This window comes from Vibrio sp. MMG023 (assembly GCF_021654215.1).
GTDB classification, from domain to species: domain Bacteria; phylum Pseudomonadota; class Gammaproteobacteria; order Enterobacterales; family Vibrionaceae; genus Vibrio; species Vibrio jasicida.
Genome location: NZ_JAKFZP010000001.1, coordinates 601,386 through 624,562 on the forward strand (window position 1 = coordinate 601,386; position 23,177 = coordinate 624,562).

Below are 23,177 nucleotides of genomic sequence, written 5' to 3' on the forward strand. Positions count from 1 at the left end.
TATGCTTAGTTTGGGTTTCTAATTTTGAGGTGACTAAGTGGTAGACCTTTCTCGAAGAAGACTTTTTGCTAGAAAAACGCAACAGGATAATTCCTTACGTCTTCCTTGGATAGCGAAGCCAACGCAGTTTACAGACGACTGCACTCGTTGCGGTAAATGCGTCGAGGCATGTGAAACCAAAATTATAATCAAAAGCGACGGTGGATTTCCTGCGGTCGACTTTTCTATCGATGAATGCACTTTTTGTTATCAATGCGCCAATGTTTGTCCTGAACCCTTGTTCTTATCAGAAACAGAACAGCCATGGCAGGCAAAAGCGAGCATCACCGATAGTTGTTTAGCTAAGCAAAATGTCGAGTGCCGAAGCTGCGGGGACATGTGTGACTCAATGGCAATCCGGTTCAAATTGGAACTGGGCAAGGTGGCACAACCAAATTTAGACCTTGATGAGTGTAACGGCTGCGGCGCATGCGTTTCAGTGTGCCCTACTTCATCCATCAATGTGAGCAATATAACAGCCTGAACCGTCAGTGGTCGGTGAAAGGCAATAAAACGAGAGAGACGTATGTCACTAAACGAAGTGCATATTTCAAGTCTGGTAGTGCATGTTCTGCCTGAACATTTAGCAGAGACGAAAACCCAGATCGAAACATATGAAAATGCGGAAATCTACGGCGACAGTCCTGAAGGCAAAATCATCGTTGTGCTTGAAACAGAGAACCAAGGTTTCATCACAGACACTATCGATGCGATTAATAATTTACCGAATGTCTTGAGCACGGTTTTGGTTTATCACCAAATCGAAACTGGGCTAGAAGAAACGGACGAAAAAGACACTGGAACACAACATTCCCAAATTGAGGGTGAAGTATGAAAATGACAAGACGTGCGTTTGTGAAAGCAAACGCGGCTGCATCAGCTGCTGCTGTCGCAGGTATTACACTACCAGCTTCTGCAACAAACCTGATTGCAAGCTCTGATCAAACCAAAATCACATGGGACAAAGCGCCTTGTCGTTTCTGTGGTACAGGCTGTTCTGTTCTTGTTGGTACTCAAAACGGTAAAGTAGTAGCAACACAGGGTGACCCTGAAGCGCCGGTAAACAAAGGCCTGAACTGTATCAAAGGTTACTTCCTTTCAAAAATCATGTATGGCCAAGATCGTCTGACTACGCCAATGCTGCGTATGACAGATGGTAAATATGATAAGAACGGAGATTTCGCACCGATCTCTTGGGACGCTGCTTTCGACATCATGGCAGAGAAATGGAAAGCATCTCTAGAGAAAAAAGGCCCAACCAGCGTGGGTATGTTCGGTTCTGGTCAATGGACCGTAATGGAAGGTTACGCTGCTGCAAAAATGATGAAAGCAGGTTTCCGCTCTAACAATATCGACCCTAACGCACGTCACTGTATGGCATCTGCTGTAGTTGGCTTCATGCGTGCATTTGGTATCGATGAGCCAATGGGTTGTTACGATGACTTCGAGAACGCTGATGCATTCGTTCTTTGGGGTTCAAACATGGCAGAAATGCACCCTGTACTTTGGACTCGTATTACTGACCGTCGCCTAAGCCACCCTCACGTTAAAGTGAACGTGCTTTCTACTTACTACCACCGTTCATTTGAGTTGGCAGATCACGGCTACATTTTCAATCCTCAGTCTGACCTAGCGATTGCTAACTTCATCGCAAACTACATCATCGAAAATGATGCAGTGAACTGGGATTTTGTAAATAAACATACTAACTTCACCCAAGCTGACACTGATATTGGTTACGGTCTACGTGATGACGATCCACTACAAAAAGCGGCGAAAAATCCAAACTCAGGCAAAATGAGCCCGATCAGCTTTGAAGAGTACAAAGCATCGGTTGCGCCTTACACTGTAGAAAAAGCATCAGAGCTTTCAGGTGTTGCACCTGAAAAACTGATCGAGCTAGCGAAGCAATACGCGGATCCAAACACGAAAGTCATGTCCCTATGGACGATGGGTATGAACCAACATACTCGTGGTGTATGGATGAACAACTTGGTTTACAACATCCACCTACTGACCGGTAAGATTGCGACTCCGGGCAACAGCCCATTCTCACTAACAGGCCAGCCATCAGCATGTGGTACAGCTCGTGAAGTTGGTACGTTCGCGCACCGCCTACCTGCTGACATGGTTGTTGCTAACCCTAAACACCGTAAAATTGCAGAAGGTATCTGGAAGCTGCCAGAAGGCACTATTCCACCAAAACCAGGTTTCCACGCGGTACTGCAAGACCGCATGTTGAACGATGGTGTATTGAACTGTTACTGGGTTCAATGTAACAACAACATGCAAGCTGGTCCTAACATCAATGCTGAACGTCTTCCTGGTTACCGTAACCCAGAAAACTTCATCGTCGTATCTGACCCATACCCAACAGCAACCGCGCAAGCTGGTGACCTTATCCTTCCTACCGCGATGTGGATCGAGAAAGAAGGTGCATATGGTAACGCAGAACGTCGTACTCAAGCTTGGTATCAACAAGTGGGTACGGTAGGTGAAGCGAAATCTGACCTATGGCAAGTAATGGAATTTTCAAAACGCTTCAAGATGGAAGAAGTGTGGCCAGAAGAACTACTAGCTAAAGCACCGGAATACCGTGGTAAAACCATGTACGACATGCTCTTCAAGAACGGTCAGGTAGATCAGTTCCCAATTGAAGAAGCTCGTGAACTAAATGATGACGCACACCACTTCGGTTACTACATCCAAAAAGGTCTGTTTGAAGAGTACGCAACGTTCGGCCGTGGCCATGGTCACGATCTAGCACCGTATGACGTTTACCACACCGTACGAGGTCTACGCTGGCCTGTGGTTGATGGTAAAGAGACATTATGGCGTTACAAAGAAGGCTCAGATCCATATGCGAAAGCTGGCTCTGGTTGGGACTTCTACGGTAAGCCAGATAACAAAGCATTGATCATCTCTGCACCATACGAAGCGCCACCGGAAGTACCAAATGAAGAGTTTGACATGTGGTTATGTACTGGCCGTGTTCTTGAACACTGGCACACAGGTACAATGACGCGCCGTGTCCCTGAGCTATACAAAGCGGTTCCAGATGCGGTGTGTTACATGCACCCTGATGACGCTAAAGCTCGCAACGTTCGCCGTGGTGAGGAAGTTCTGATGGCAAACAAACGTGGCGAAGTTCGCGTACGTGTAGAAACTCGCGGCCGTAACCGTCCACCAAAAGGCTTGGTATTCGTACCATTCTTTGATGCTCGTATTTTGATTAACAAGCTCATCCTTGATGCGACTGACCCACTGTCTAAACAGACAGACTTTAAGAAGTGTCCAGTCAAGATCACTAAGATCGCTTAATACTCATACCTCGATTGCATGGCCGCTGTCCGCAGCGGCCAAATAAAGAATTAAGCCATAAGGCGGAGATTGTAAGATGAAAAAATTACTTGTTGCACTTTTGTCAGTAGGTGCCCTGATCAGTGGTAGCGTATTTGCAGAACTTGATAATCCAGGTGGTACTGGTGGTCTAGATTCATTGCGCGGCGCTTCTCAGCTTGAGGACACTCGCCCTGCTGATGATTTCAAGAAGTTCCCTCGCGAACAAGTTCTTGATAGCAGCTTCGTATACCAACCACCATTGATCCCACATAACATCCGTGGGTACGAAGTTTCTCTAAACGCAAACAAATGTCTTTCATGCCATAGCTGGAAAAACGCGAAAGAAATGGGCGCTACCAAAATCAGTGTGACCCACTACGTTAACCGTGACGATGCTGTACTTGCAGACATGTCACCACGTCGTTACTTCTGTTTGCAGTGTCACGTTCCTCAAGCTAATGCTAAGCCGCTTGTTGAAAACGAATTCAAGAGCGTTGACGCACTGAAATAAGTGCTGCGTGGAAAGATAAGAGGCTATCTATGAAATTATTGAAAGCGTTTTGGAAGAGGCTAACAAGCCCGAGTAAAGCTGCGGTTGGCGTAGTATTATTCTTGGGGTTTGCTGGTGGTCTTCTATTCTGGGGCGCATTTAACACCGGGATGGAGGCAACCAACACGGAAGAGTTCTGTTCTGGCTGTCACGCCCCTATCGTTGCAGAAATTCAAGAAACGATTCACTATTCTAACCGTTCTGGTGTTCGTGCAATTTGTTCAGATTGTCACGTACCGCACGAATGGACAGATAAAATCGTACGTAAAGTTCAGGCATCCAAGGAGCTATTTGCTCACTATGTGACGAAGACCATTGATACTCCTGAAAAATTCCAAGCTCGCCGCGCACACCTCGCGGAGCGAGAATGGGCTCGCTTGAAGAAGAACGACTCTTTAGAGTGTCGTAACTGTCACGAGTTTGAATACATGGACTTCTCAGAACAAGGTTCACGAAGTGCAAAACAACACTCAACAGCACTCGCAAATGGCGATAAAACGTGTGTAGACTGTCACAAAGGTATTGCACATAAACTGCCAGACATGCATGGTGTTGAAGGCTGGCAATAAGGAGAAACACAGACAATGAGCAATCTAGAATCCTTTATCTGGCATTTCCTTGGATATAGCGCAATGCCCGTGATTATTCTTTCCGGCTTTGTGGGGGTAGCAGCAGTCTCTCTATGGCTACTTTCACTAGGTAAGGATAAAGAGGTGTAATTTACCTCTAGTCAGTCAACATTTTTGCCTATTTTGTTGACGGAAAACGCCAAGCATTTACTTGGCGTTTTTTCTTTCTAACGGGCAAAGAGTACGCTTTGGTTATTGCTCTCCATATACAACCCTCCCAAACTAATCACCTTCCCTACGGTTCAATCTAAGGCTATTTGGGGTCAACGAATTAGAAGTGATCTAAGAGAAGTAACACAGATAAAAAAGGCGACCCTATAGGCCGCCAAATAATACTGCTGTGAGGAGCAGTTTAGGACTCTTTAATAGGCAGAACTTGTCGAACGTATTGACCCGGAGCTTCATCAATAGCCGGATTTTGCTCAGAACCAACTGGGAACGGTTCGACCTGCTCTTCTGGGTTGAACTGCATTAACCATTGATGCCAGTGTGTCCACCAAGAACCCTCCTGATGGTTAGCATTGTTAAACCATTCATCAGCAGAATCATCAAGGTTGTCGTTTAACCAGTAGCCATACTTATTTTTAGCAGGATGATTAACGATCCCCGCGATATGACCAGACTCCCCCAACACAAAGGTCTTATTGCCGCCAGTATTGAGTGCACCACGATAGGTTCCTTGCCACAATGCGATATGGTCTTCTTTGGTCGATACAAAGTAGCTCGGGATCTTAATCTTATTCAGATCGATCCAGACGCCACCGATCTTCACGCCCTTGTCTTGAACAAGCTTGTTCTCTAGATAGAGTTCACGCAATAAGAAGTTGTGGGAAGCAGCGCTCACATTGGTGCTGTCGCTGTTCCAGTACAGAAGATCGAAGTCTACAGGGCTGTTGCCTTTGAGGTAATTGTCCACGTAGTAATTCCAGTACAGACTGTTCTCGCGTAATAGGCTGAAGGTAACGCTGAGTGAGCGGCCATCCATGTAACCTTTCGCGTTGTTTTGCGTCTCAATTGCACTGATGATGGTATCGTTGATGTACGCCCCTACTTCGCCCGGCTGAGAGAAGTCCAGTAGAGTGGTAAAGAAGCTTGCAGATTTAATGCGTTTCTTCATACGTTTCGCAGCATAGTACGCCACGGTACTGGCCAAGACCGTACCACCAATACAGTAACCAGCCGCATTTATCTGCTCTTGACCCGTTACGTCTTCGATGGCCGTAACTGCTTTGGCGACGCCTTCCGTCACGTAGTCACCAAACTCAACTTGAGCTTGCTCTTTACCTGGGTTGCGCCACGACATCATAAACACGCTATGACCTTGCTCTAACAACCAACGAACCATTGAGTTCTTCGCGGTAAGATCAAGGATGTAATATTTGTTGATGAAAGGAGGAACGATCAGAAGAGGTGTCGCGTTCACTTTTTCTGTCAATGGACGGTATTGAATGAGCTCAAACAACTCATTTTGAAACACAACATCGCCTGCGGTTGTCGCCACATCATCACCAACACGGAAAGCATTGTTGTTTGTCATTCGTACTTTCAGAATGTCTGCGCTTGACTCTACGTCCTCTTTCAGCTTTTCCAAACCCGTTAGAAGGTTTTCACCATTTTTCTCTAACGTCAGTTTAAGCAGCTCTGGGTTAGTCGCGATAAAGTTTGAAGGAGAGAGTGCATTGATGGCTTGGCGAGAGAAGAAGGTAATGCGTTCTTTCGTCTTCTCATCCAACCCTTCAATAGAATCCAGAGTGTCGAGATAAGTCTTACTAAACAATAGGTAGGATTGTTTGATGAAGCTGTACATCGCTTCGTTTTGCCAAGCTTCGTTAGAGAAACGCTTATCACCCTTCTCTGCTTCGATGATTTGTGCCTGGTTACCAGCTAACGCCACGTTCTGCCATATTTGCAGTTGTTGCTCCCACCACTCAGCTTGGAGTTTTAAAATCGCAGCTGGTTGATTGGCGGCTTGTTCGAACAGTTTAGCCGTGTCTTCGAAGTTCACTTCTTGCATGGCCTTATTCAAAGGAGAATTCACGACTGCCTTGTTGACTTCGAAATCATGCCACCACTGATGATTGGTTTCTTGAAGCTTAACAAGATAGTCCGAAAAGAAGTGCTGAAACATAGTCTTACTCCTATATTCGGAAAGAATAACGCCGCCCAAGAACTCGGGCGGCGAAAAGTGGACGTATTACGCAGGAGTAACAGTCTTTAGATTTTCCGAAGTCATTTGTTCAACGTCTTCTTTGAATTCTTTTGCGATAGATTGCAACTTGTTGCTGTCATCCATCATTTGTTGAGAAAGCTTTGTAAGCACGCTTAGTTGCTGGCTGTTAAACGCCGTTAAAGAAGTGACGTCTTTGATTTCTGACGCTGCTTTCATTTGGTTTAGGCCAACTTCGCTATATGTGCGGATTGCATTCAGTTGAAGCTCTGTAAGCACTTCTACATTCTTGGTCACTAGCTTGTTGAACTTCAAGTATGGTTCAAGGTTCTTTTCAGTTTGATCGCTAAAAGTTTTGAAGAAATCAGTGTACATGGTTTATCTCCTAGAGAAAGAATTAAAATATCCGTTTAAATAACTACTTAACTGCTTTTACAACCACAGCCGTGCCCATACCGCCGCCTACACAAAGTGAAGCAACACCGTACTGACCGTCTTGTTTGTGAAGTTCGTGTACTAACGTAACCAAAATGCGGTTACCTGATGCACCTAGAGGGTGGCCCAATGCGATTGCACCACCATTAAAGTTGGCTTTGTCTTGAATTGAGCTCACAGGAACTTGGTTGGTTTCTGCCAATTTATGAATCACACCCAAAGCTTGTGCAGCAAAGGCTTCATTCAGCTCATAAACGTCAATATCGCTGGTTTTCAGGTCGGCTTTGTTCAACGCTTTGTTTACCGATTCAACCGGACCAAGACCCATAATTTTTGGATCCAGACCAGACTGCGCATAACTTACGATTTCAGCGATTGGCGTTAAGCCGAGTTCCTGAACTGCACTCTCAGAAGCAAGGATAATGGCACTAGCACCGTCATTAATGCCGGAAGCGTTGCCTGCTGTTACCGTACCTTCACGGTCAAAAGCTGGGCGCAGTTTACTCAAGCCTTCCAGTGTTGCGTTTGCTTTAGGGTATTCATCCGTATCAAACACGACGGTTTCACGACGTTGTTTAACTTCGACCGGCACAATTTCGTCTTTGAACTTGCCCGCTTCAATCGCAGCGACAGCCTTTTGTTGGCTCGCTAGCGCATATTCGTCTTGCTGTTGGCGCGTCAAACCAACCTCTTTCGCAACATTTTCGGCGGTAACACCCATGTGGTATTGGTTGTAAACGTCCGTCAAACCGTCAGCAATGAGGAGATCTTTCAACTCCATGTTGCCCATCTTATTGCCATCACGTACAACGCTAGGCACGATGAATGGGATTTGTGACATTACCTCGACACCTGCAGCCACAACCACTTGTGCATCGCCACTGCGAATATGAGAAACGCCATCCATGACAGTTTTCATACCACTGCCGCAAACCATGTTCACGCCATAAGCTGGCACAGACTCGGGAATACCGGCAAACATCGCGGCTTGACGACCAACGCCCATACCTTGCCCTGCTGCAATAACGTTACCAACGATCACTTCATCGACTTTATCGCCCGTTAGTGATGCCGCCTCAAGCGCACCTTTAATTGCAACCGCCGCTAGATTGCCCGCTGACGTGTTTTTTAAGCTTCCGCCAAACGCGCCAATCGGTGTACGTTTCGCTGCAATAACAAATACTTTTTTCATCATCTTCTCCTTAGCTCATGTATAGGCCGCCGTTCACCGACAGTGTTTCACCGGTGATGTAAGCGCCGGCATCACTCACTAGGAAGCTTACGGATGATGCAATTTCTTCAGGCGTTGCTAAACGCTTCATTGGGATCTGGTTGGTGATAGACTCCAGCACTTCCGGTTTCATTTGTTCAACCATTGGTGTCCCTGTGTAACCCGGAGCAATAACGTTTACCGTTACGCCGGAGCGAGCCCCCTCATATGCCAATGCTTTAGAAAAACCAATCATGCCAGCCTTAGCCGCTGAATAGTTTGCTTGACCAAACTGGCCTTTCAGGCCATTAACAGAAGAGATGTTAATAATACGACCACCACCTTTTTCGCACATGGTTGCAAAAAGCGGCTGTGTCACGTTGAACAAGCTATTTAGGTTGGTATTAATGACGTCGTTCCAAGCTTGTGCAGTCATCTTTTTAAACACGCCATCGCGTGTGATTCCTGCATTATTGACGACGACATCAACGGTTCCTTCTTCCTCAAGTAAAAGTGCTAGTTTTTCAGCACATTGAGCGGTGTTCGTTACATCTAGTTCAAAAAGACGTACCTGATCTTTATTGAACCCTTTTTCATTAAACCATTCCAACGCACACTCATAGTTACCAGTAAAGTAAGTAGCAATTACTCGGTAACCATCATTAACTAATTGAGAGGAAATAGCAGAACCAATTCCGCCTTTTGATCCAGTGATCAAAGCGACTTTCTTCATTGAAGACTCCATTCTTAACGGCATTAAAAAAGCGAATTAAGACACTGGCGAAATATTTCGCCAACTGACATATAAATTTATTCTTATGGCAACAAATCCTCTGCTGCCTTTTATTTTAAGTTAACCTAGAAATATTACATTTCAAATAAAAAACTCATTCATTTGCATAAGATTGATTTAGATCTCACTAGCAATGAAATGTTATAGAAAGGTTAAATACACTTAAACAATTGATTCAAAAAGACTTAAATTATAGACAACTTAATCAACAATGATTAAAACCATCTTTATTTCAGTCACTTATACGAATTTTTATGTTTATTGCATTTACAAAGAGTGAAAGATCATCTTTGGTTTCTAAACTAATAATTCTTAATTAAATCATTGGAGTAATAGTTCCAATAGATGACCTTACAAATATTAAATATATCATTTATTTAGATATCACCTTGCATTAAAATTTTAATTAGCATCAAACCTTTAATGACAATTAAATCAACGTAAAATAAATAAAAACCCAGAAATATTTTCCTTAATATAGGCTTATTTAAAAACCAACTTTTTATAAATGTCACCATTTGGTGCATGCAAGCACTAATATGTCGCAATCATTTAATTACTATTTTATTTTTATTAAATAGTTGAAAGGTAGATGGATGCCCAGGAAGGTAACGACTTTTATCTATGGCATCGAAGAGCACTTTGCACTATCTTTGTTGCCTGACTAGCTAATAATACAATAATCACTAATATGAATACCGCTTTGCTGACCATGTTTATCCCCACCTTTTTCTTTGTTTCTATCACGCCTGGCATGTGTATGACACTCGCGCTCACGTTAGGCATGAGCATCGGCTACCGAAGAACCCTGTGGATGATGGCAGGAGAATTAGTTGGGGTGGCGCTGGTTTCTGTCTCTGCAGTACTTGGTATTGCCGCAATCATGCTCAACTACCCATGGCTGTTTACTGCGCTCAAACTGATTGGCGCTAGCTACCTGCTCTATCTGGGAATTGAAATGTGGCGTTCACGAGGTAAGCTCGCAATCAATGTTGATAGTATTGATGTCCCGACTAGTGGTAACTGGGATTTGGTGCTTCAAGGGTTTATTACAGCCATCGCAAACCCAAAGGGGTGGGCGTTCATGATTTCACTTCTCCCTCCGTTTATCGATCAAAGTGCAGCACTCACGCCTCAACTTGTTGTTCTCGTCTCTATTATTTTGCTATTTGAGTTCATCTGTATGTCTCTTTACGCTACTGGTGGCAAAGGACTTAAACGTTTACTAGGCCAATCAAAAAACGTGCGCTTGATGAACCGAATTGCAGGCACTTTGATGATGGGTGTCGGTGTTTGGTTGTTATTGAGCTAATTCAGCAAGCAATGACACACATCTTAGATAAGTTCAAACAGACCATTCGTGAGGCGCTCGATTTTCAGGCTCGCGTGTGGGTAGTAAACGTCTATACGGGAGAGCACAAAGGCGAGTCTTATGTGGTGAATGAGGACAGCTTTTCGGAACCATTACAGTGGATGAAGAAGAAAGGTTATCAAGATGCAATGCTCACCAAAGTTGAATCGATGAAGCGTTCCCAAATCATAGAGTTCGATCTTGGTTCAGTGAAGCATCGCCTAATGCGCGTTAAGTAACACCTTCTTTTATTTATCGTTTCTCTAGATAAAAAAGCGCCACTCAAGTTGAGTGGCGCAAGCACTTTTACCTATACCAATCAGGGTAAGTAGATGGTTACATCATCGCGCAAGAAAAATCGCTTAGAGCAAGGCATAGATTGCAGCTAACTAGTTAACCTACCTACAAAATCTATAACGTAGCTATCAGCGATTTTAACCAGCAATGATGACCAAATATCTATTCTGATTGGTATTACACACCAAACATTATGGTGCAGTGTCGATCTCTACTGGTAGGTAGTGTTTTGGTTCTAGCTTCAACCATTCCGGAAGCACCGTACCAATCGAGATAGATGACCACGTACCCGATAGTACGCCGATAAACATTGCTGTTGAGAAACCAGCAAGAGCTGAGCCCCCCATTATCCATAGTGCTCCAACAGTGATAAGCGTTGTACCAGACGTCACCATAGTACGGGAGAACGTCGCCAGTACCGCTTCATCGTTAATTTGTTCCGTTTTCCAACTTTGCTTAGCAACCAGTAACTCACGAATTCGGTCTGCAATGATAATCGAGTCATTCAACGAGTAACCGAGAATAGCGAGAATCGCTGCGAACACCGTTAAATTGAATTCCATTTGGGTAATAGCAAAGAAACCCAGAACGAGAATAACGTCGTGCGCGAGAGCGAACAATGAACCACTTGCTAAACGCCACTCAAAGCGGAAACACAAGTAACCAAGAATTGTCAGTACTGAAACCAGTAGCGCTAAACCACCTTGATCGAACAAATCCTGACCTACTTGAGCCCCTACGATACTGTTACTTACAACTTTCACTTCATGTGAGATCGGCTTAAGCGTCTCTGCCACACTTGGTAAAGTTTGACCCTCTGTTGGTGCTGAATAGCGAATCACCCAACGACCATCCTCACCAGAACGAGTTACTGATGTCGAGTCACCCAACTTAGGTTGCAGTGCATTCAATAAATCGTGGTTCGTTAGTTGTTTATCGACTTTCACTTCGGTAACCATACCACCAGTGAAATCAAGACCTAAGTTTAGTCCCTTCATACCAAGGGCGACCAGCGCAATGACCGTTAGAACAACAGAAACAAACGTTGTGAAGTAACGAATCTTGCGGATATTTTGTTTTAGCATTTCAACCATGATTTAAACCCTTACATCACGACGGCCATCACGGCCCCAAATTAAATTAATCATTGCACGAGAAGCGAATACGCCAGTAAACATACTGGTCATCAGACCCAAGCCTAGTGTTAAAGCAAAGCCCTGAATTGGACCGTTACCGATCGCGTATAGAATCACTGCTGTGATCATGGTGGTGATGTTGGCATCAAGGATGGTTGCAAATGCACTGTCAAAACCGAGGTCAATCGCTTGAGCGAAGCTGCGACCCTCTCGCATTTTGTCCTTAATACGTTCAAAGATAATTACGTTGGTATCCACTGCCATACCTACGGTCAATACCAAACCGGCAATACCAGGCAATGTAAGTACCGCACCTGGAAGCAGCGCGATTAAGCCAAGCAAGCAAAGCATATTTGCACAAAGTGCTACGTTTGCAACCCAACCTAAACGACGGTACCAAAGCGCCATAAAGGTGAGCGTTAAGCCCATACCTAGCGCAAGCGCAGCAAAGCCGTTTTGAATGTTTTCTGCACCAAGAGAAGCACCAATTGTGCGCTCTTCAACAATCGTTACTGGGGCAGTTAGAGAGCCTGCACGCAGAAGCAAAGCTAGTTGTTGCGCTTCATCCATGCTGCCAGCACCTGTGATGCGGAATTGGCTACCAAGTTGAGATTGAATCGTTGCAACACTGATGACGCGTTCACTGCGCTCTGTCATGCCGCGTTCATTTGTCTTGTACTCACGGTACACGGTCGCCATAGGCTTACCAATGTGAGTCGCGGAGAAGTCACTCATCTTCTTACCACCCGCGTGGTCTAGAGAGATGTTTACTTCTGACATGCCCATTTTATCCACGCCGGCACGTGCGTTTACAATGTGCTCACCAGTAAGGACAGGACGTTTAGCAAGAATAACGGTACGGCCGTCGTTGTCTTTTAGAACAAGATCTTGGCTGCTTCGTGCTTGGCTTGCATCTTTCACTTCATAGAAAGCAAGACTCGCTGTTGCACCGATAACGTTTTTCGCTTGGGCAGGATCTTGAACACCAGGAAGTTCGATACGAATACTCTCTTTACCTTGACGTTGAACCATCGCCTCGGTAATACCGAGTTCTTCTATACGACCGCGCATGATCTTCAAGTTTTGTTGCAACGTAGTCGTTTGGAACTCTTGGATGTTTTGTTCACTTGGTTGAAGTTCAAAGCCTCGGTCTGTGCTTGTCATCGTCCAGCCAGGGTAGTTTTGGCGAAGGAATTGGCTTGCTGCTTTCAAGCCTTCCTCGTTTTCACTGTTTACCGCAATGTGGTTGCCCGCTTCAGCGCGAACCTGAACACCACGAACACGCTCTTCACGAAGGCTTGCTTTGATCTCGTCTACTAATGCGTCACGTTGTTCTTCGAATGCTTTATTTACATCTACGTTCAGTAGGAATTGCACACCACCACGTAAATCCAAACCTAGCTTGATTGGGCTAAAGCCCATTTCATTTAGCCACTCTGGTGCAACCGATACGTAAGAGAACGTAATGCTGTCGTCTTTGTTCAATTGTTCGTTTAACAGAGCCCTCGCTTTACTTTGCGCATCTTCTCCATCGAAAACGATTGTGGTTTGGCCGTCTTTCTCAATGATCTTCGACGCAGGAATGTGATGCGACTTTAATAGCTGATCCAATTGAACCACTGACATCGCACTGTTGTTTTGGTCAGCAAACGTAACCTGAATAGACGGCTGCTCGCCAAACCAAGTTGGGATTGCGCTCAAAGTTAAGATGATAACGGTCGTAATTAATACGACATATTTCCATGCTGAGTAATGGTTCAGCACTTTTCTGGTTTTTTGTGGTTTCGGTGTTTTCTTCATGTAAACATCATCCATTCACTAATCAGTGAATATTCAAATAGTTAAATTCAAGACACGACAAAACGATTACCCAACTAAAAGCAGGTATGGAATGCGCAGAACGATCACTCGCCCTGTAAAAATGTTGTCGTGTTAAGAATGCACAAGATGTGCAGAGTGATGGTGTTTAAGCTGAAAACTGACTATTGAGAGCGACGTACATGGCATTGGTGTCTTTCCAACCAGCAATGCGATGGTCACTAACAAAATGGTGAAAGGTAGATTGGTTTTGACGCCAACTGATGTCCATTAGGCTATAAGCATAACCAGCATCGGCGTAAAAAGGACTGGTTAGATCGCCAACGAAATCAACATGTTCGTCGTCGATATTCTCACGTAGGTGCGATGTCCAACGCTGAGAGTTAAAAATAGCGAATGAATCTTGGCTGGCATGCCCCTCTGAAACAGGAGACTGAGTAGACTCTTCTGTCAGCTCGGAGATATCAACCGGAGAGTTCGTTGCGGAGTTAGCAACCGTAAAAGGTTGTAACTTAGAGAAGTGAGGTAAATGCGATTTATGCTCTAACTGCGCAGCAGAAGCTTGCATTGGCGATAGCACCATTGCAAGTAGCAGCAAAAACAGTTTTCTAACGTAAATCCAAGGCATGATAGCTCACTTAAAACAAAACGAGCCGAGTTCTTCAACTCAGCTCGCAGATAGTATTCCTATTGCTTATAGTTAACAACTAAAAAGTTATAAATCTCTGTTTCCAACCTTGGAAAACAACATCCACCAGCGTTCAACAGACATTCATCGATAAAATATTTCACCTTTATCGACATCTAAATAGATTTTGTTTTCATGTTCTAGCCCGCCGCAATATATGAAATACACATTGCGCTTTCTATACGTCACAGAGCGAACCCATCCTCCAAGCTCTTCGAAGTCACTAGGCGCACACGTTTCGTCATCAAGCAATTGCTGCGTTTTATTACGAAATATATCTAAGTGTACTTTCAAATCATCGGACTTTTGTAAGTAGTTATCCAATATTTCCAAGCGCTCTTGTTCTTTAATCACCGGTTGTGAATCCGATAGCCCTTTCGCATCGACCCATTCTGCCGTTTCTTCCCCTCCCTCTTCATAAACAATGTAATCCGAGAGGCGAAACCAACCATCAGCTTTCTCCAGCACCGATACTTTCTCACCCTTATATAGGGTATCAACAATCAATGATTGGTTATCGGGTTTGTTATACACGTTGATACGGCGTTCTGTGACATAGTATTCGGTGACCTCTGGAGCAAGCACTTCCAAATCCATGATAGGTTTTGGTTCCTCTTTTGGACCCACCTCTTTTTCAGGCTTAAGCGGCGCTTCAGCGACAGGCTCATCTTTTTGCATAAAGAAGAAGTAGTACCCTGCCCCAGCGCCTCCAAGCAGCAATAAAATGACCAGTGCAATCAGTGCTTTCTTCATGTCCTATTCCTTTTCTTCTTTACATCAACGACGCCCATACAGCATCTATACTGATAGCAGATGCATAACTGACGTGACAACAATGATGAACAAGCTCAAATGGATATTGCTCCTAGCTCCACTTCCAGCATTCGCCAATATTCAATGTGACCACGCTTCGTGGAATGACAATCTTACCCAATTCAGTCGTTTAGAGTCCAATTACAATGAACATGCTCGCTGGTTTAATGAGAGCCTCAAAGAATACAACGATAGTCAGATGTACTCACAAACATTTTCAACGGATGAGTTAAGCAAACTTTGGCGTACGCCTTCCAATAAGAACCGCTTGAAAAAGCAATTGTTGGAGTCAGAGGAACAACGAGAGGATTTCATCGAAATGTCACGCGCTATAAACGCCCTGATGCATCGCTCTCAAACCATCGCTGACAATTGGAAACGCATTGTCTTTTATTGCCAGAAGGAAGGCGCTAAGTCGAACGAGATCACGGCGAACTGGTATCTGACCAATACATTAGAAATGCAAAATGACTTCCGAATTTTGGCAGGAAAGTACCTCACACTTGCCAATCAATATGGCATGGAAATCGACGCTATTAATTATGCACGAAACAGCTCTGAATGATTCTGTTCATATTGGGATTGTTCCCCTTTTCAAATTGAGCAAATAATAATCAAACAGGTCATTTTATAGAGACATCCGTCACAATAACGCTTTACTTACGACCAGTTTTTGGGTAATTTACCCATTAACAAAATTTAATATAAAGTCACATTTGGCTGGAGATGATGCTATAAAAATGGTTATCAATCGATTAAGTAACAGGGATTGTCCTAATGCTACCAAAGCCAAGTTTTTGTCAGTAGTTAGGCACGTTAAACAGTTCGGTTCAATCAGTGACTTGGACCTTTGTAAAATCTTCGGAGAGACAATTTGGAGCGATGGGAGGGAATACCATTCAGCCGCGTTCTCATTTAAGGTTGATAGACACACAGGTAACTGTGAGATCTCAAAATACAAATACCAATAAGGCTTAAAAGAATCACCAAGCGGAGTCAGGCAACTGACTCCGTTTTTTATTGCTCGCTAAACGAAAGGCGATTTAATGTTTTGGCATCACAATAGTGAAATCGTGCTCGGAATACCCTTCAACCAAATAACTGTCCTTACATAACAGTCGGCAATAACGCAGTATTCCCTCTTTGTTGTGCGATTCAAGCATCTTCATACTCGGTAACTTTGCCTCATCCAATAAGTTAAACGCACAGGCTATCTTCGCCGCCCGATACATCTTCTCAATCATCTCGACAGTATGATTTGGATTAGCTGATTGATAATTCAAAGAGCCAGAAGCCAAGACATAGTCCGCACTCGGCAGCACAAGTTTGGAAAAGTCTCCTCGTATGTAATCCGCGTGTGTTTTAAAGGCTCTTTGCCTAGCCACAGAAATGAACTGCTTCTGCTGGTCAATTCCGATATAGCCAGATAAGCAGATATCTTTTTGCTCTAAATATTCAAGTAAATCAGCATAACCACATCCGATATCTACAAGGCTCGCACCATCAAGCGGCAAATCATGACACAAGACTTCAAAGCGACTTACTTGGCTAAACTTGTCCTGCCAACCTAATGTTTTTGCCTTGTCGTCACCAAATTGCTTATATCGTTTACGGTGATAATGAGCGATACGCAGCCTATCTAACCACTTCATGTTTACTTACCTTTCGAAACCACTTTATGATTTAGCATCAACTTAAGTCTGAGTATAAATAGGAAGATTACCATTACCCTTCACTTGTCGAATGGCTAAGTGCGTGTGGATGTCTTTTACATTTTCCAATCGCTGTAATTTTCGAGTAAACGACTCATAACCCGTCAGATCTTTGCTTACTACTTCGAGCAGATAGTCGTATGCCCCAGAAACAACATGACAGGAGATGACCTCTTCCATATCACCGATGGCTTGTTCAAAGTCATCAATAGAGGTTGCTTGGTGATTATTTAAACTGACCTCAACAAACACCGTCATCGCGATGCCCGCTTTATCACGTGAAATCATTGCCCTATAACCGCTAATGACCCCCTCCTGCTCTAGCCGTTTGATCCTTCTTGCACAAGGTGAAGCAGAGAGTCCGACTTTATCTGCAAGCTCACTCGTCGTCATCGTCGCGTCTTGTTGAATCAAATGAAGTAATTGGCGATCTATTTTATCCATTTCATCATCCATGCCAAATTTCACTAACAAAAGCTTTCATTTAGATTAAAATCATCAATGTCGAGCGATATAGCGCTATAGTTTGCCACCATTAATCGTCACTTTCATCCGATAATTAACACATTATTCACAAAGTATTGGACACATGATGGCTTTAGGATACGCCGCGATGCTCACCACCCTTTTTCTTTGGGCTGGTTTTTTTCTGTCCCTCAAAGGCGGGGCGATTTCTAACCTTGAGCCAGCAGACATTGCTCTCACCCGATTTCTCATCCCGGCCTTAGTCTTATTTCCATTCGTCATCAAATCGATGGATCACGTGCGCGCGGTCCCCAACAAATACCTCCTCGGTATCCTTCTTGGCAGTGGCTTGCCTTACTTGTTGATTGTTGGCACTGCAATGCAGTTTGCCCCTGTCGCGCATGGCAGTGCTCTCGTCCCAGGAACCTTGCCTCTATTTGTATCTGCTATCGCGGTAATTTGCTTTCAACAACCACTCAGCCGGCATCGAATTATTGGTCTCTCGGCGGTGTTGTTTGGTATAGCTGTTTTTTTATTGTCCAACTTGGCAAATGAATACAATTGGCCCCAACTTAAAGGGCATTTTTTGTTTTTGCTGGGTAGTTTGATGTGGGCCACGTTTACTATCAGTGCTCGTGTAGCAAATTTGAGTGCACAGGTTTGCGCTGGGTTTGTATCGGTCATCTCGTTTGCGATGCTTATCGTTGCCATCGGTTTTGGTTGGACAGACAGTTACCTCGCCATCACTCCCTTAAACAAATGGCCATGGAGTGAACTCTTTGGACATATCTTACTGCAAGGTGTTGGCGCTGGGTTAGTTGCCTCTTTCACCTTCCTCTATGCCGTAAAAAACATTGGGGCAGAAGCGAGTGCAGCCTTCGGTTCCTTAACCCCGGTGCTCGCGACCTTGCTGGCGATACCGGTTTTCAATGAAAGACCAGATATCTTAACTTGGTGCGCACTCTTTTTGGTTACGTGTGGCAGCATCGTGGCAAGCAATGTTTTAATGAAACAAGACCCTGGCCAAAAATATCAGCCCCCCGTTCACAGATAAGAATAAAATTGCACGACTTTTGTCTCCGACTATTGAAAGCCAAAACGGCGTTTTGATAACCTGTTGGGCATAATAAATTACAACGTCAGATGTTATGCCTTCAACTCACAGCAAAGACGAATTACATCGATTTTTAAAAACAGGAATGCGCCTCTGGGTTAACTTCGAGTTCAGCTCGGAAGAAAAATACAGTTACGCTGCGACTTATATTGGATTGAAAGAAAACGCTTATATCATTCTCGATATTCCGACACGGCTACTGGAAGAACAAGCACTCCGTAAGCTCAATAATGTCGATGTGGTCATCCGAGGCGTTTCAGATACGGATTTGGGACACGTGATTGCTTTTAAAACCAGCGTTCTGATGAATATTCTACGTCCATCTCCGTTGTTATTTATTCGTATTCCCGCCACATTCGCGACCAAGCCCGTGCGAGAACATGAACGCTACAAGCTACAGCTGGGTTGCGCTATCGACCATATGAACAATAAATACGAAGGCTGCTTGATTGATTTCTCGTTATCCGGTTGTGGGATCTCAACCATGATAGAACCAGAGTTCTTAATAGGTGATAGGATCACGATAGACTCACCTCTAAGTGGTTATATTGATGATGACAATCGCTGCTCCGTTGCAAACATTAAGAAACTTGCCAAGGGTTGGATTATTGGAGTGCAATTTGCGGAGCCTTTGAATATGACGGAAGAACTCAAAACAGAGTTGCTTGAACAATCCTTTTCTGCAGCGACAATATAACGAATCAATAGTGTCAACGATAAGAGGGGCCACTACGCCCCTCTGTTTCGGTTTTTAATTACGTTCTTTCTACTAAGAATCGCTGCTTGAAATCGACAAATGCCTCGTGCAATGCGTTCTCTTTGATCGGTTTGAGCAGCACATAGTTCGCCCCTGCTGCCATAAATGCATCACTGGTTTCTTTTGCAGTATCTGCAGTACAAGCGTAAATAGGCGTGCCCAGTCGTAAATTCTGGCGTATCTCGTGCGTCGTTTCGATACCACCAAGGTGCGGCAGTTGATTATCCATCAATATCAAATCGTAATTATTGTCAGACAGATATTCCATTGCCTCTAAACCGTCTTTCGACCAATCCACCTGCATTTTGTATTTCTTACAAAATGCTTGAAGGATAAAGGCATTGGTATGATTGTCTTCCACCAGCAAGACTTTTAAGCTTTCATCAAACAAGGCTTCTGGTTTCACACGCTGACTGGCATCCAAAGGACGAAGTACACGCGCTCGGTCTTTGACAGGTAGCGTGACGACAAATGTGGTGCCATGCCCTTTACTACTACGAACTTGAACGTCACCTTCTAGCATGTCGACAAGGTTCTTCACGATGGTCAAACCTAGGCCACTGCCGCCGTATTCACGAGTGGTTGTTGCCTCTTCTTGAACGAAAGGTTCGAACATTTGGTCAAGCTTATCCGATTCAATACCAATCCCTGTATCGATGATCTCAACAACCAAGACACTGTTCTCTGCGCCATAAAATTGCTCTAACTCTGCTTTTAGATGAACGCTTCCGGATGGCGTGAACTTCACCGCATTGCTGACTAAGTTAAACAAAATCTGATTGAGTCGAACTTGATCAGTAAAGATTTCGACATCTTGATCGAGCTTGTTCTCAATGATGAGTTCAACGCTCTTGTTATTGCAAATTGGACGATAAATGTTGTCTAGCGTGCGAATGGTGTCATTAAACGAAAACGGGTGCTTTTGAATATTGAACTTACCTTGCTCAATCTTGGAAAAGTCTAAGATATCATTCAAAACTGCCAATAAATGCTCACCACTATGGCAAAGCACATCGATTTGATTCTTCTGTTCTTCGGTTTCCACCGTGTCTTTTAATAACTGTGCGACACCCAAAATACCGTTAATTGGCGTTCGAATTTCATGGCTCATCTTTGCGAGAAAATCAGCACGAGCTTGCGCAGACTTTTCTGCCTCACGCCGTGCAATGTTACTCTGCTTTTCGGCTTCGATGAGGGTTGTGATATCTTGACCCTGAACGATAATACCGCTGATATCACCATCAACACGAATTGGCGATAAATTCCAACGGTATATCTTGTTGCCAATAGGTACGTTAACCCCTGTCAATGTCGCTCCTTGAGCTGCCATTTTCAGGTGTGGGGTCAGTTTCTCTTTGAAACCTTGGAAGACCGGGTGCATGGTTTCATGATCGTCATCTATCACCAACTCTTTACGTGCTGCTGGGTTCATCTGAATCAAGATACTTTCTTCCGACCAAACCATGATTGGCGACAACGCAAAATTAAACAGATCTCGGAAAGACTTCTTCTGCGCTTCTAGCTCTTCAAAGGTGCTTTCCAGCGTTGAACCTATATGATCAAACTCTTCAATATTTGAACCGTTAAATCGTTCAAACCCTTTTTCCTCACGCGCGGAACGCGTGTAAGACATCAATGATTCCAGTTGAGCCGAGACTTTACTCTCAATCCACTCCTTGGTCAGCAACGCAATCATAATCATGCCGACAATCGAAGCCAGCATGGCTAAAAGGTGCTGGATTTGCAGCGTCACGACACTGTGATTATCTTGCACCGTGAGCAAATACAATTCTGTCGTCACAGCATTAACTTCAATCGGAGTTTCTATGACGAGCAGCTTATCGAGTTTTTTTTGTGATCCTTTACGCTGCAATACGTCTGCAACACTGTATGCTTCATCCCCTATGAGAGAGTTTGCTAGCGGGACATTGTTGGCAACCATTACGACGTTATCTACGTTACTCTCGCTTTTAAGTTTTTCCATTAGTGCGAAATTGTTATCTAACACAACCACATTAAAGGAAAAACCCAAGACCTCTCCGGTCGGCGGGGCTATTACGGGTACACGGCGAAGCAACATATGTCGAGAACCAATCGAGGTCATCACATTAACGTAATACCAGTTGTTACTGAACGTGACGCGATTGGCGAGACTATCAAGGATAAGATCGTTCACGCCATAAAAGTGTGCATTGCCATCATCCCAAATGATGCCTTTATGGTCAGTCAGAAAACGAAATTCTGGTGTATGAGCAGGATCGCTTTGGTCAATACTGAGGAAGAAGTAATTCAACGCATCTGTATTTCTGTCGACGTAAAAATTACGAATCACTTCACTTTTTGTATTGCTATCGTGATGGATTTGAATCGCCGCGAAATGGCTATCGAAAATGTTGTGTATCAGAGCAGAAGTTTGTTGCTTGGTCCTGTCTACTTCTTGCCAAATGATCTGTTTAGAGAAGTAATAGCTCTGAATAAAAATCCCGAGAATGATCGGAGCGAGAACAAGAATGATGATCTTTGTAATGAGCGTCGCAAGAGAGCGACGCTTTTTGGCGTTTGAACGTATTGTCATCAATTATCTGAGTATCTAAATGCACGCTTCTTAAGCGCTTCGATTCTTTCCGGTGAATCCGCTTTCGTGACAATTTCAAAATCACCGGAATACACGGTAGGTACTGGCTTTCCTTCCAAGTCCCACTTAATGGCTTCTGCCATCGCAATCCCGGTGTCGTCATTCATACGCATGACAGTAATGTCGAGATCGCCTTTTTGGATGGCGTCTAACTCGGCAGAGCCCCCACCCCATCCGTTAATCATAATGTCTTCTCTTCCCAATTCAGAAAGTGCATCAACCGCACCCAACGCCACATCAGTAGAGCAAGCATAAATAAAATCAACATCTGGGTATTTGGCTAAACTCGCTTTCGCAGCATCATAACCAGACTGCTTTGTTGCTTTTGTATAGTAGGCTGATTGTAGCTCAAAGTTATTATCACGGTTAACTTGGTGAATAAAAGTATCACCTCTTACGTCACTAATGTAACCCTCAGAAAAATAAAGCACGCTGTAATAAGTGTGTTTTGGGAAGTACTTTCCGAATTCCGTTGCTAATTCTCGACTGCCTTCTGCATGGTCAAATCCAACATATAAAAACGGCTGATGTTTGTCCCACTCTCGTACTGGCGTAGTGATATTTTGTAAAATCAGCTTGGTATTTGTTGAATCCAATACATGTTCAACAAATTTACGATGTCTGGTTGTATCCAGAGTGAAGATTAAGTAATCAGATTTACTTTTTAATGCTTCCATTAAAGACAAACTCTGTTGCTTTATATCGGCATTCGGACGCGTAAACACTTGGTTAATTTGATAGTTAATATTCAACTTATCTAAACGCTTTTCAAAAGCAGCAATGTTTCGTACCCAGTAATCTGACACTTGTTGACCCGGATATACGACGGATATTTTAAGTGGACGTGTTCTGGTTTTAGAGAATGGCACAGGGCGTTCGCGAACGGCTTCTGCTAAGGCATTGGTCAGCTTTCTTTGCTCAGGAAACTCCTCAAGAAAATCTTGGTATGCCCAATAGCCATTAAGCACTTGTGTCGCATGTGAAATCGGTGAAAAACCGATCATAGAAATCAGAGAAAGTAGTACCGCTTTTTTCATGTGTTGCTCTTATAGTTTTTTATGGAGCATGTCGCTGCTCTATTTTATTACCTAGCCGAGTCATCCTTTACCCTATTTGCACATATCCATAAAAGCCCGCTTGTATACCCAAGTAACTTCAGATGCTTGGGTCTCTATAAATGTTTCTATTAAGCCTTGCGGGGCATTACCGTATTATGTGTTACTACC

24 protein-coding genes are annotated in these 23,177 nt (G+C 44.0%); 12 read left to right on the forward strand and 12 right to left on the reverse strand.

All coding sequences use genetic code 11. The features are described 5' to 3' along the window. Positions 1–37 precede the first annotated feature (37 nt). The 6 genes from napF (at position 38) to L1076_RS02600 (ending at position 4,650) form a co-directional block, all read left to right on the forward strand. Positions 38–523 (forward strand): ferredoxin-type protein NapF, encoded by a 486-nt coding sequence (gene napF, locus L1076_RS02575; protein ID WP_082041419.1) that lies wholly within the window; start codon positions 38–40, stop codon positions 521–523. A 42-nt stretch (positions 524–565) separates the two neighbouring features. After that, positions 566–874 carry a chaperone NapD gene (locus L1076_RS02580; RefSeq protein WP_038877602.1) on the forward strand — a complete coding sequence of 103 codons (309 nt, stop codon included), beginning with the start codon at positions 566–568 and terminating at the stop codon, positions 872–874. Next, entirely contained in the window at positions 871–3,360 is a 2,490-nt protein-coding gene (gene napA / locus L1076_RS02585) for a periplasmic nitrate reductase subunit alpha (protein WP_038877605.1), read from the forward strand. Before L1076_RS02580 ends, napA begins: the two co-directional genes overlap by 4 nt. A 76-nt stretch (positions 3,361–3,436) precedes the next feature. Beyond that, positions 3,437–3,892: a nitrate reductase cytochrome c-type subunit gene (locus tag L1076_RS02590; RefSeq protein ID WP_038877609.1), complete on the forward strand. Its 456-nt coding sequence runs from the start codon at positions 3,437–3,439 to the stop codon at positions 3,890–3,892. Positions 3,893–3,921: 29 nt separating this feature from the next. Continuing rightward, positions 3,922–4,500 (forward strand): NapC/NirT family cytochrome c, encoded by a 579-nt coding sequence (locus L1076_RS02595; RefSeq protein ID WP_038877611.1) that lies wholly within the window; start codon positions 3,922–3,924, stop codon positions 4,498–4,500. A 15-nt stretch (positions 4,501–4,515) separates the two neighbouring features. After that, positions 4,516–4,650, forward strand: a complete 135-nt coding sequence (locus L1076_RS02600) for a TIGR02808 family protein (protein ID WP_009704753.1) — start codon at positions 4,516–4,518, stop codon at positions 4,648–4,650. Positions 4,651–4,912: 262 nt separating this feature from the next. Here L1076_RS02600 and phaC read toward each other — a convergent pair whose 3' ends face one another. The 4 genes from phaC to L1076_RS02620 form a co-directional block, all read right to left on the reverse strand. Continuing rightward, a complete protein-coding gene (phaC, locus tag L1076_RS02605) occupies positions 4,913–6,688 on the reverse strand; it encodes a class I poly(R)-hydroxyalkanoic acid synthase (RefSeq protein ID WP_237303080.1) in 1,776 nt (591 codons plus the stop codon). A gap of 66 nt (positions 6,689–6,754) precedes the next feature. Next, complete coding sequence (locus L1076_RS02610; RefSeq protein ID WP_038867394.1) at positions 6,755–7,102, reverse strand: phasin family protein; 348 nt, start codon at positions 7,100–7,102, stop codon at positions 6,755–6,757. A 43-nt stretch (positions 7,103–7,145) separates the two neighbouring features. Beyond that, positions 7,146–8,354 (reverse strand): acetyl-CoA C-acetyltransferase, encoded by a 1,209-nt coding sequence (locus L1076_RS02615; RefSeq protein WP_042604491.1) that lies wholly within the window; start codon positions 8,352–8,354, stop codon positions 7,146–7,148. Positions 8,355–8,364: 10 nt separating this feature from the next. Beyond that, positions 8,365–9,105, reverse strand: a complete 741-nt coding sequence (locus L1076_RS02620) for an SDR family oxidoreductase (protein ID WP_038867388.1) — start codon at positions 9,103–9,105, stop codon at positions 8,365–8,367. A 751-nt stretch (positions 9,106–9,856) separates the two neighbouring features. Here L1076_RS02620 and L1076_RS02625 point away from each other — a divergent pair. Continuing rightward, positions 9,857–10,477: a LysE family translocator gene (locus L1076_RS02625; RefSeq protein ID WP_038867386.1), complete on the forward strand. Its 621-nt coding sequence runs from the start codon at positions 9,857–9,859 to the stop codon at positions 10,475–10,477. An 11-nt stretch (positions 10,478–10,488) separates the two neighbouring features. Further along, positions 10,489–10,755: a hypothetical protein gene (locus L1076_RS02630; RefSeq protein WP_039974909.1), complete on the forward strand. Its 267-nt coding sequence runs from the start codon at positions 10,489–10,491 to the stop codon at positions 10,753–10,755. Positions 10,756–11,004: 249 nt separating this feature from the next. Here the strand turns inward: L1076_RS02630 and secF are convergent, their stop codons facing one another. The 4 genes from secF to L1076_RS02650 form a co-directional block, all read right to left on the reverse strand. Further along, positions 11,005–11,907: a protein translocase subunit SecF gene (secF, locus tag L1076_RS02635; protein ID WP_038867383.1), complete on the reverse strand. Its 903-nt coding sequence runs from the start codon at positions 11,905–11,907 to the stop codon at positions 11,005–11,007. A 3-nt stretch (positions 11,908–11,910) separates the two neighbouring features. Further along, positions 11,911–13,749 (reverse strand): protein translocase subunit SecD, encoded by a 1,839-nt coding sequence (gene secD, locus L1076_RS02640; RefSeq protein ID WP_038867483.1) that lies wholly within the window; start codon positions 13,747–13,749, stop codon positions 11,911–11,913. Between the two features lie 166 nt (positions 13,750–13,915). Continuing rightward, positions 13,916–14,395 (reverse strand): hypothetical protein, encoded by a 480-nt coding sequence (locus tag L1076_RS02645; RefSeq protein ID WP_038877615.1) that lies wholly within the window; start codon positions 14,393–14,395, stop codon positions 13,916–13,918. A 144-nt stretch (positions 14,396–14,539) separates the two neighbouring features. Continuing rightward, complete coding sequence (locus L1076_RS02650) at positions 14,540–15,208, reverse strand: SH3 domain-containing protein (RefSeq protein WP_237303081.1); 669 nt, start codon at positions 15,206–15,208, stop codon at positions 14,540–14,542. Between the two features lie 82 nt (positions 15,209–15,290). Between L1076_RS02650 and L1076_RS02655 the strand changes: the two genes are divergently transcribed. Beyond that, positions 15,291–15,833, forward strand: coding sequence for an ATPase (locus tag L1076_RS02655; RefSeq protein WP_237303082.1), 543 nt, complete (start codon positions 15,291–15,293; stop codon positions 15,831–15,833). Between the two features lie 175 nt (positions 15,834–16,008). After that, the gene (locus L1076_RS27050) at positions 16,009–16,239 is read left to right on the forward strand and encodes a hypothetical protein (RefSeq protein ID WP_080774283.1); all 231 of its coding nucleotides are present in this window, start codon (positions 16,009–16,011) and stop codon (positions 16,237–16,239) included. Positions 16,240–16,311: 72 nt separating this feature from the next. Here L1076_RS27050 and L1076_RS02660 read toward each other — a convergent pair whose 3' ends face one another. Together L1076_RS02660 and L1076_RS02665 are read right to left on the reverse strand one after the other, a co-directional pair. Continuing rightward, positions 16,312–16,920: a class I SAM-dependent methyltransferase gene (locus L1076_RS02660; RefSeq protein ID WP_042600211.1), complete on the reverse strand. Its 609-nt coding sequence runs from the start codon at positions 16,918–16,920 to the stop codon at positions 16,312–16,314. A gap of 42 nt (positions 16,921–16,962) precedes the next feature. Further along, complete coding sequence (locus L1076_RS02665; RefSeq protein WP_042604487.1) at positions 16,963–17,424, reverse strand: Lrp/AsnC family transcriptional regulator; 462 nt, start codon at positions 17,422–17,424, stop codon at positions 16,963–16,965. A gap of 148 nt (positions 17,425–17,572) precedes the next feature. Here L1076_RS02665 and L1076_RS02670 point away from each other — a divergent pair, with 148 nt between their 5' ends. Together L1076_RS02670 and L1076_RS02675 are read left to right on the forward strand one after the other, a co-directional pair. Next, positions 17,573–18,499 carry a DMT family transporter gene (locus L1076_RS02670; RefSeq protein ID WP_237303273.1) on the forward strand — a complete coding sequence of 309 codons (927 nt, stop codon included), beginning with the start codon at positions 17,573–17,575 and terminating at the stop codon, positions 18,497–18,499. Positions 18,500–18,593: 94 nt separating this feature from the next. After that, complete coding sequence (locus L1076_RS02675) at positions 18,594–19,256, forward strand: flagellar brake protein (RefSeq protein WP_237303083.1); 663 nt, start codon at positions 18,594–18,596, stop codon at positions 19,254–19,256. A gap of 58 nt (positions 19,257–19,314) precedes the next feature. On the opposite strand, the gene luxQ is transcribed toward L1076_RS02675, so the two are convergent. Both luxQ and L1076_RS02685 read right to left on the reverse strand, forming a co-directional pair. Continuing rightward, complete coding sequence (gene luxQ, locus L1076_RS02680) at positions 19,315–21,891, reverse strand: quorum-sensing autoinducer 2 sensor kinase/phosphatase LuxQ (RefSeq protein WP_045404618.1); 2,577 nt, start codon at positions 21,889–21,891, stop codon at positions 19,315–19,317. Further along, positions 21,891–22,988, reverse strand: coding sequence for an autoinducer 2-binding periplasmic protein LuxP (locus tag L1076_RS02685; RefSeq protein WP_237303084.1), 1,098 nt, complete (start codon positions 22,986–22,988; stop codon positions 21,891–21,893). The genes luxQ and L1076_RS02685 overlap by 1 nt, the downstream gene beginning before the upstream one ends. Positions 22,989–23,177: the final 189 nt, after the last annotated feature.

Coding starts and splice junctions, on each gene's coding strand:
- L1076_RS02650 (WP_237303081.1), bottom strand. CDS start 15,208: ATGAAGAAAGCACTGATTGCACTGGTCATTTTATTGCTGCTTGGAGGC.
- secF (WP_038867383.1), bottom strand. CDS start 11,907: ATGGTTGAAATGCTAAAACAAAATATCCGCAAGATTCGTTACTTCACA.
- L1076_RS02685 (WP_237303084.1), bottom strand. CDS start 22,988: ATGAAAAAAGCGGTACTACTTTCTCTGATTTCTATGATCGGTTTTTCA.
- luxQ (WP_045404618.1), bottom strand. CDS start 21,891: ATGACAATACGTTCAAACGCCAAAAAGCGTCGCTCTCTTGCGACGCTC.
- L1076_RS02655 (WP_237303082.1), top strand. CDS start 15,291: ATGATGAACAAGCTCAAATGGATATTGCTCCTAGCTCCACTTCCAGCA.
- L1076_RS02590 (WP_038877609.1), top strand. CDS start 3,437: ATGAAAAAATTACTTGTTGCACTTTTGTCAGTAGGTGCCCTGATCAGT.
- L1076_RS02625 (WP_038867386.1), top strand. CDS start 9,857: ATGAATACCGCTTTGCTGACCATGTTTATCCCCACCTTTTTCTTTGTT.
- L1076_RS02675 (WP_237303083.1), top strand. CDS start 18,594: ATGCCTTCAACTCACAGCAAAGACGAATTACATCGATTTTTAAAAACA.
- L1076_RS02580 (WP_038877602.1), top strand. CDS start 566: ATGTCACTAAACGAAGTGCATATTTCAAGTCTGGTAGTGCATGTTCTG.
- L1076_RS02665 (WP_042604487.1), bottom strand. CDS start 17,424: ATGGATAAAATAGATCGCCAATTACTTCATTTGATTCAACAAGACGCG.
- secD (WP_038867483.1), bottom strand. CDS start 13,749: ATGAAGAAAACACCGAAACCACAAAAAACCAGAAAAGTGCTGAACCAT.
- L1076_RS02610 (WP_038867394.1), bottom strand. CDS start 7,102: ATGTACACTGATTTCTTCAAAACTTTTAGCGATCAAACTGAAAAGAAC.
- napA (WP_038877605.1), top strand. CDS start 871: ATGAAAATGACAAGACGTGCGTTTGTGAAAGCAAACGCGGCTGCATCA.
- L1076_RS02660 (WP_042600211.1), bottom strand. CDS start 16,920: ATGAAGTGGTTAGATAGGCTGCGTATCGCTCATTATCACCGTAAACGA.
- L1076_RS02615 (WP_042604491.1), bottom strand. CDS start 8,354: ATGAAAAAAGTATTTGTTATTGCAGCGAAACGTACACCGATTGGCGCG.
- L1076_RS02670 (WP_237303273.1), top strand. CDS start 17,573: ATGGCTTTAGGATACGCCGCGATGCTCACCACCCTTTTTCTTTGGGCT.
- L1076_RS02600 (WP_009704753.1), top strand. CDS start 4,516: ATGAGCAATCTAGAATCCTTTATCTGGCATTTCCTTGGATATAGCGCA.
- L1076_RS27050 (WP_080774283.1), top strand. CDS start 16,009: ATGGTTATCAATCGATTAAGTAACAGGGATTGTCCTAATGCTACCAAA.
- L1076_RS02630 (WP_039974909.1), top strand. CDS start 10,489: ATGACACACATCTTAGATAAGTTCAAACAGACCATTCGTGAGGCGCTC.
- L1076_RS02595 (WP_038877611.1), top strand. CDS start 3,922: ATGAAATTATTGAAAGCGTTTTGGAAGAGGCTAACAAGCCCGAGTAAA.
- phaC (WP_237303080.1), bottom strand. CDS start 6,688: ATGTTTCAGCACTTCTTTTCGGACTATCTTGTTAAGCTTCAAGAAACC.
- L1076_RS02620 (WP_038867388.1), bottom strand. CDS start 9,105: ATGAAGAAAGTCGCTTTGATCACTGGATCAAAAGGCGGAATTGGTTCT.
- L1076_RS02645 (WP_038877615.1), bottom strand. CDS start 14,395: ATGCCTTGGATTTACGTTAGAAAACTGTTTTTGCTGCTACTTGCAATG.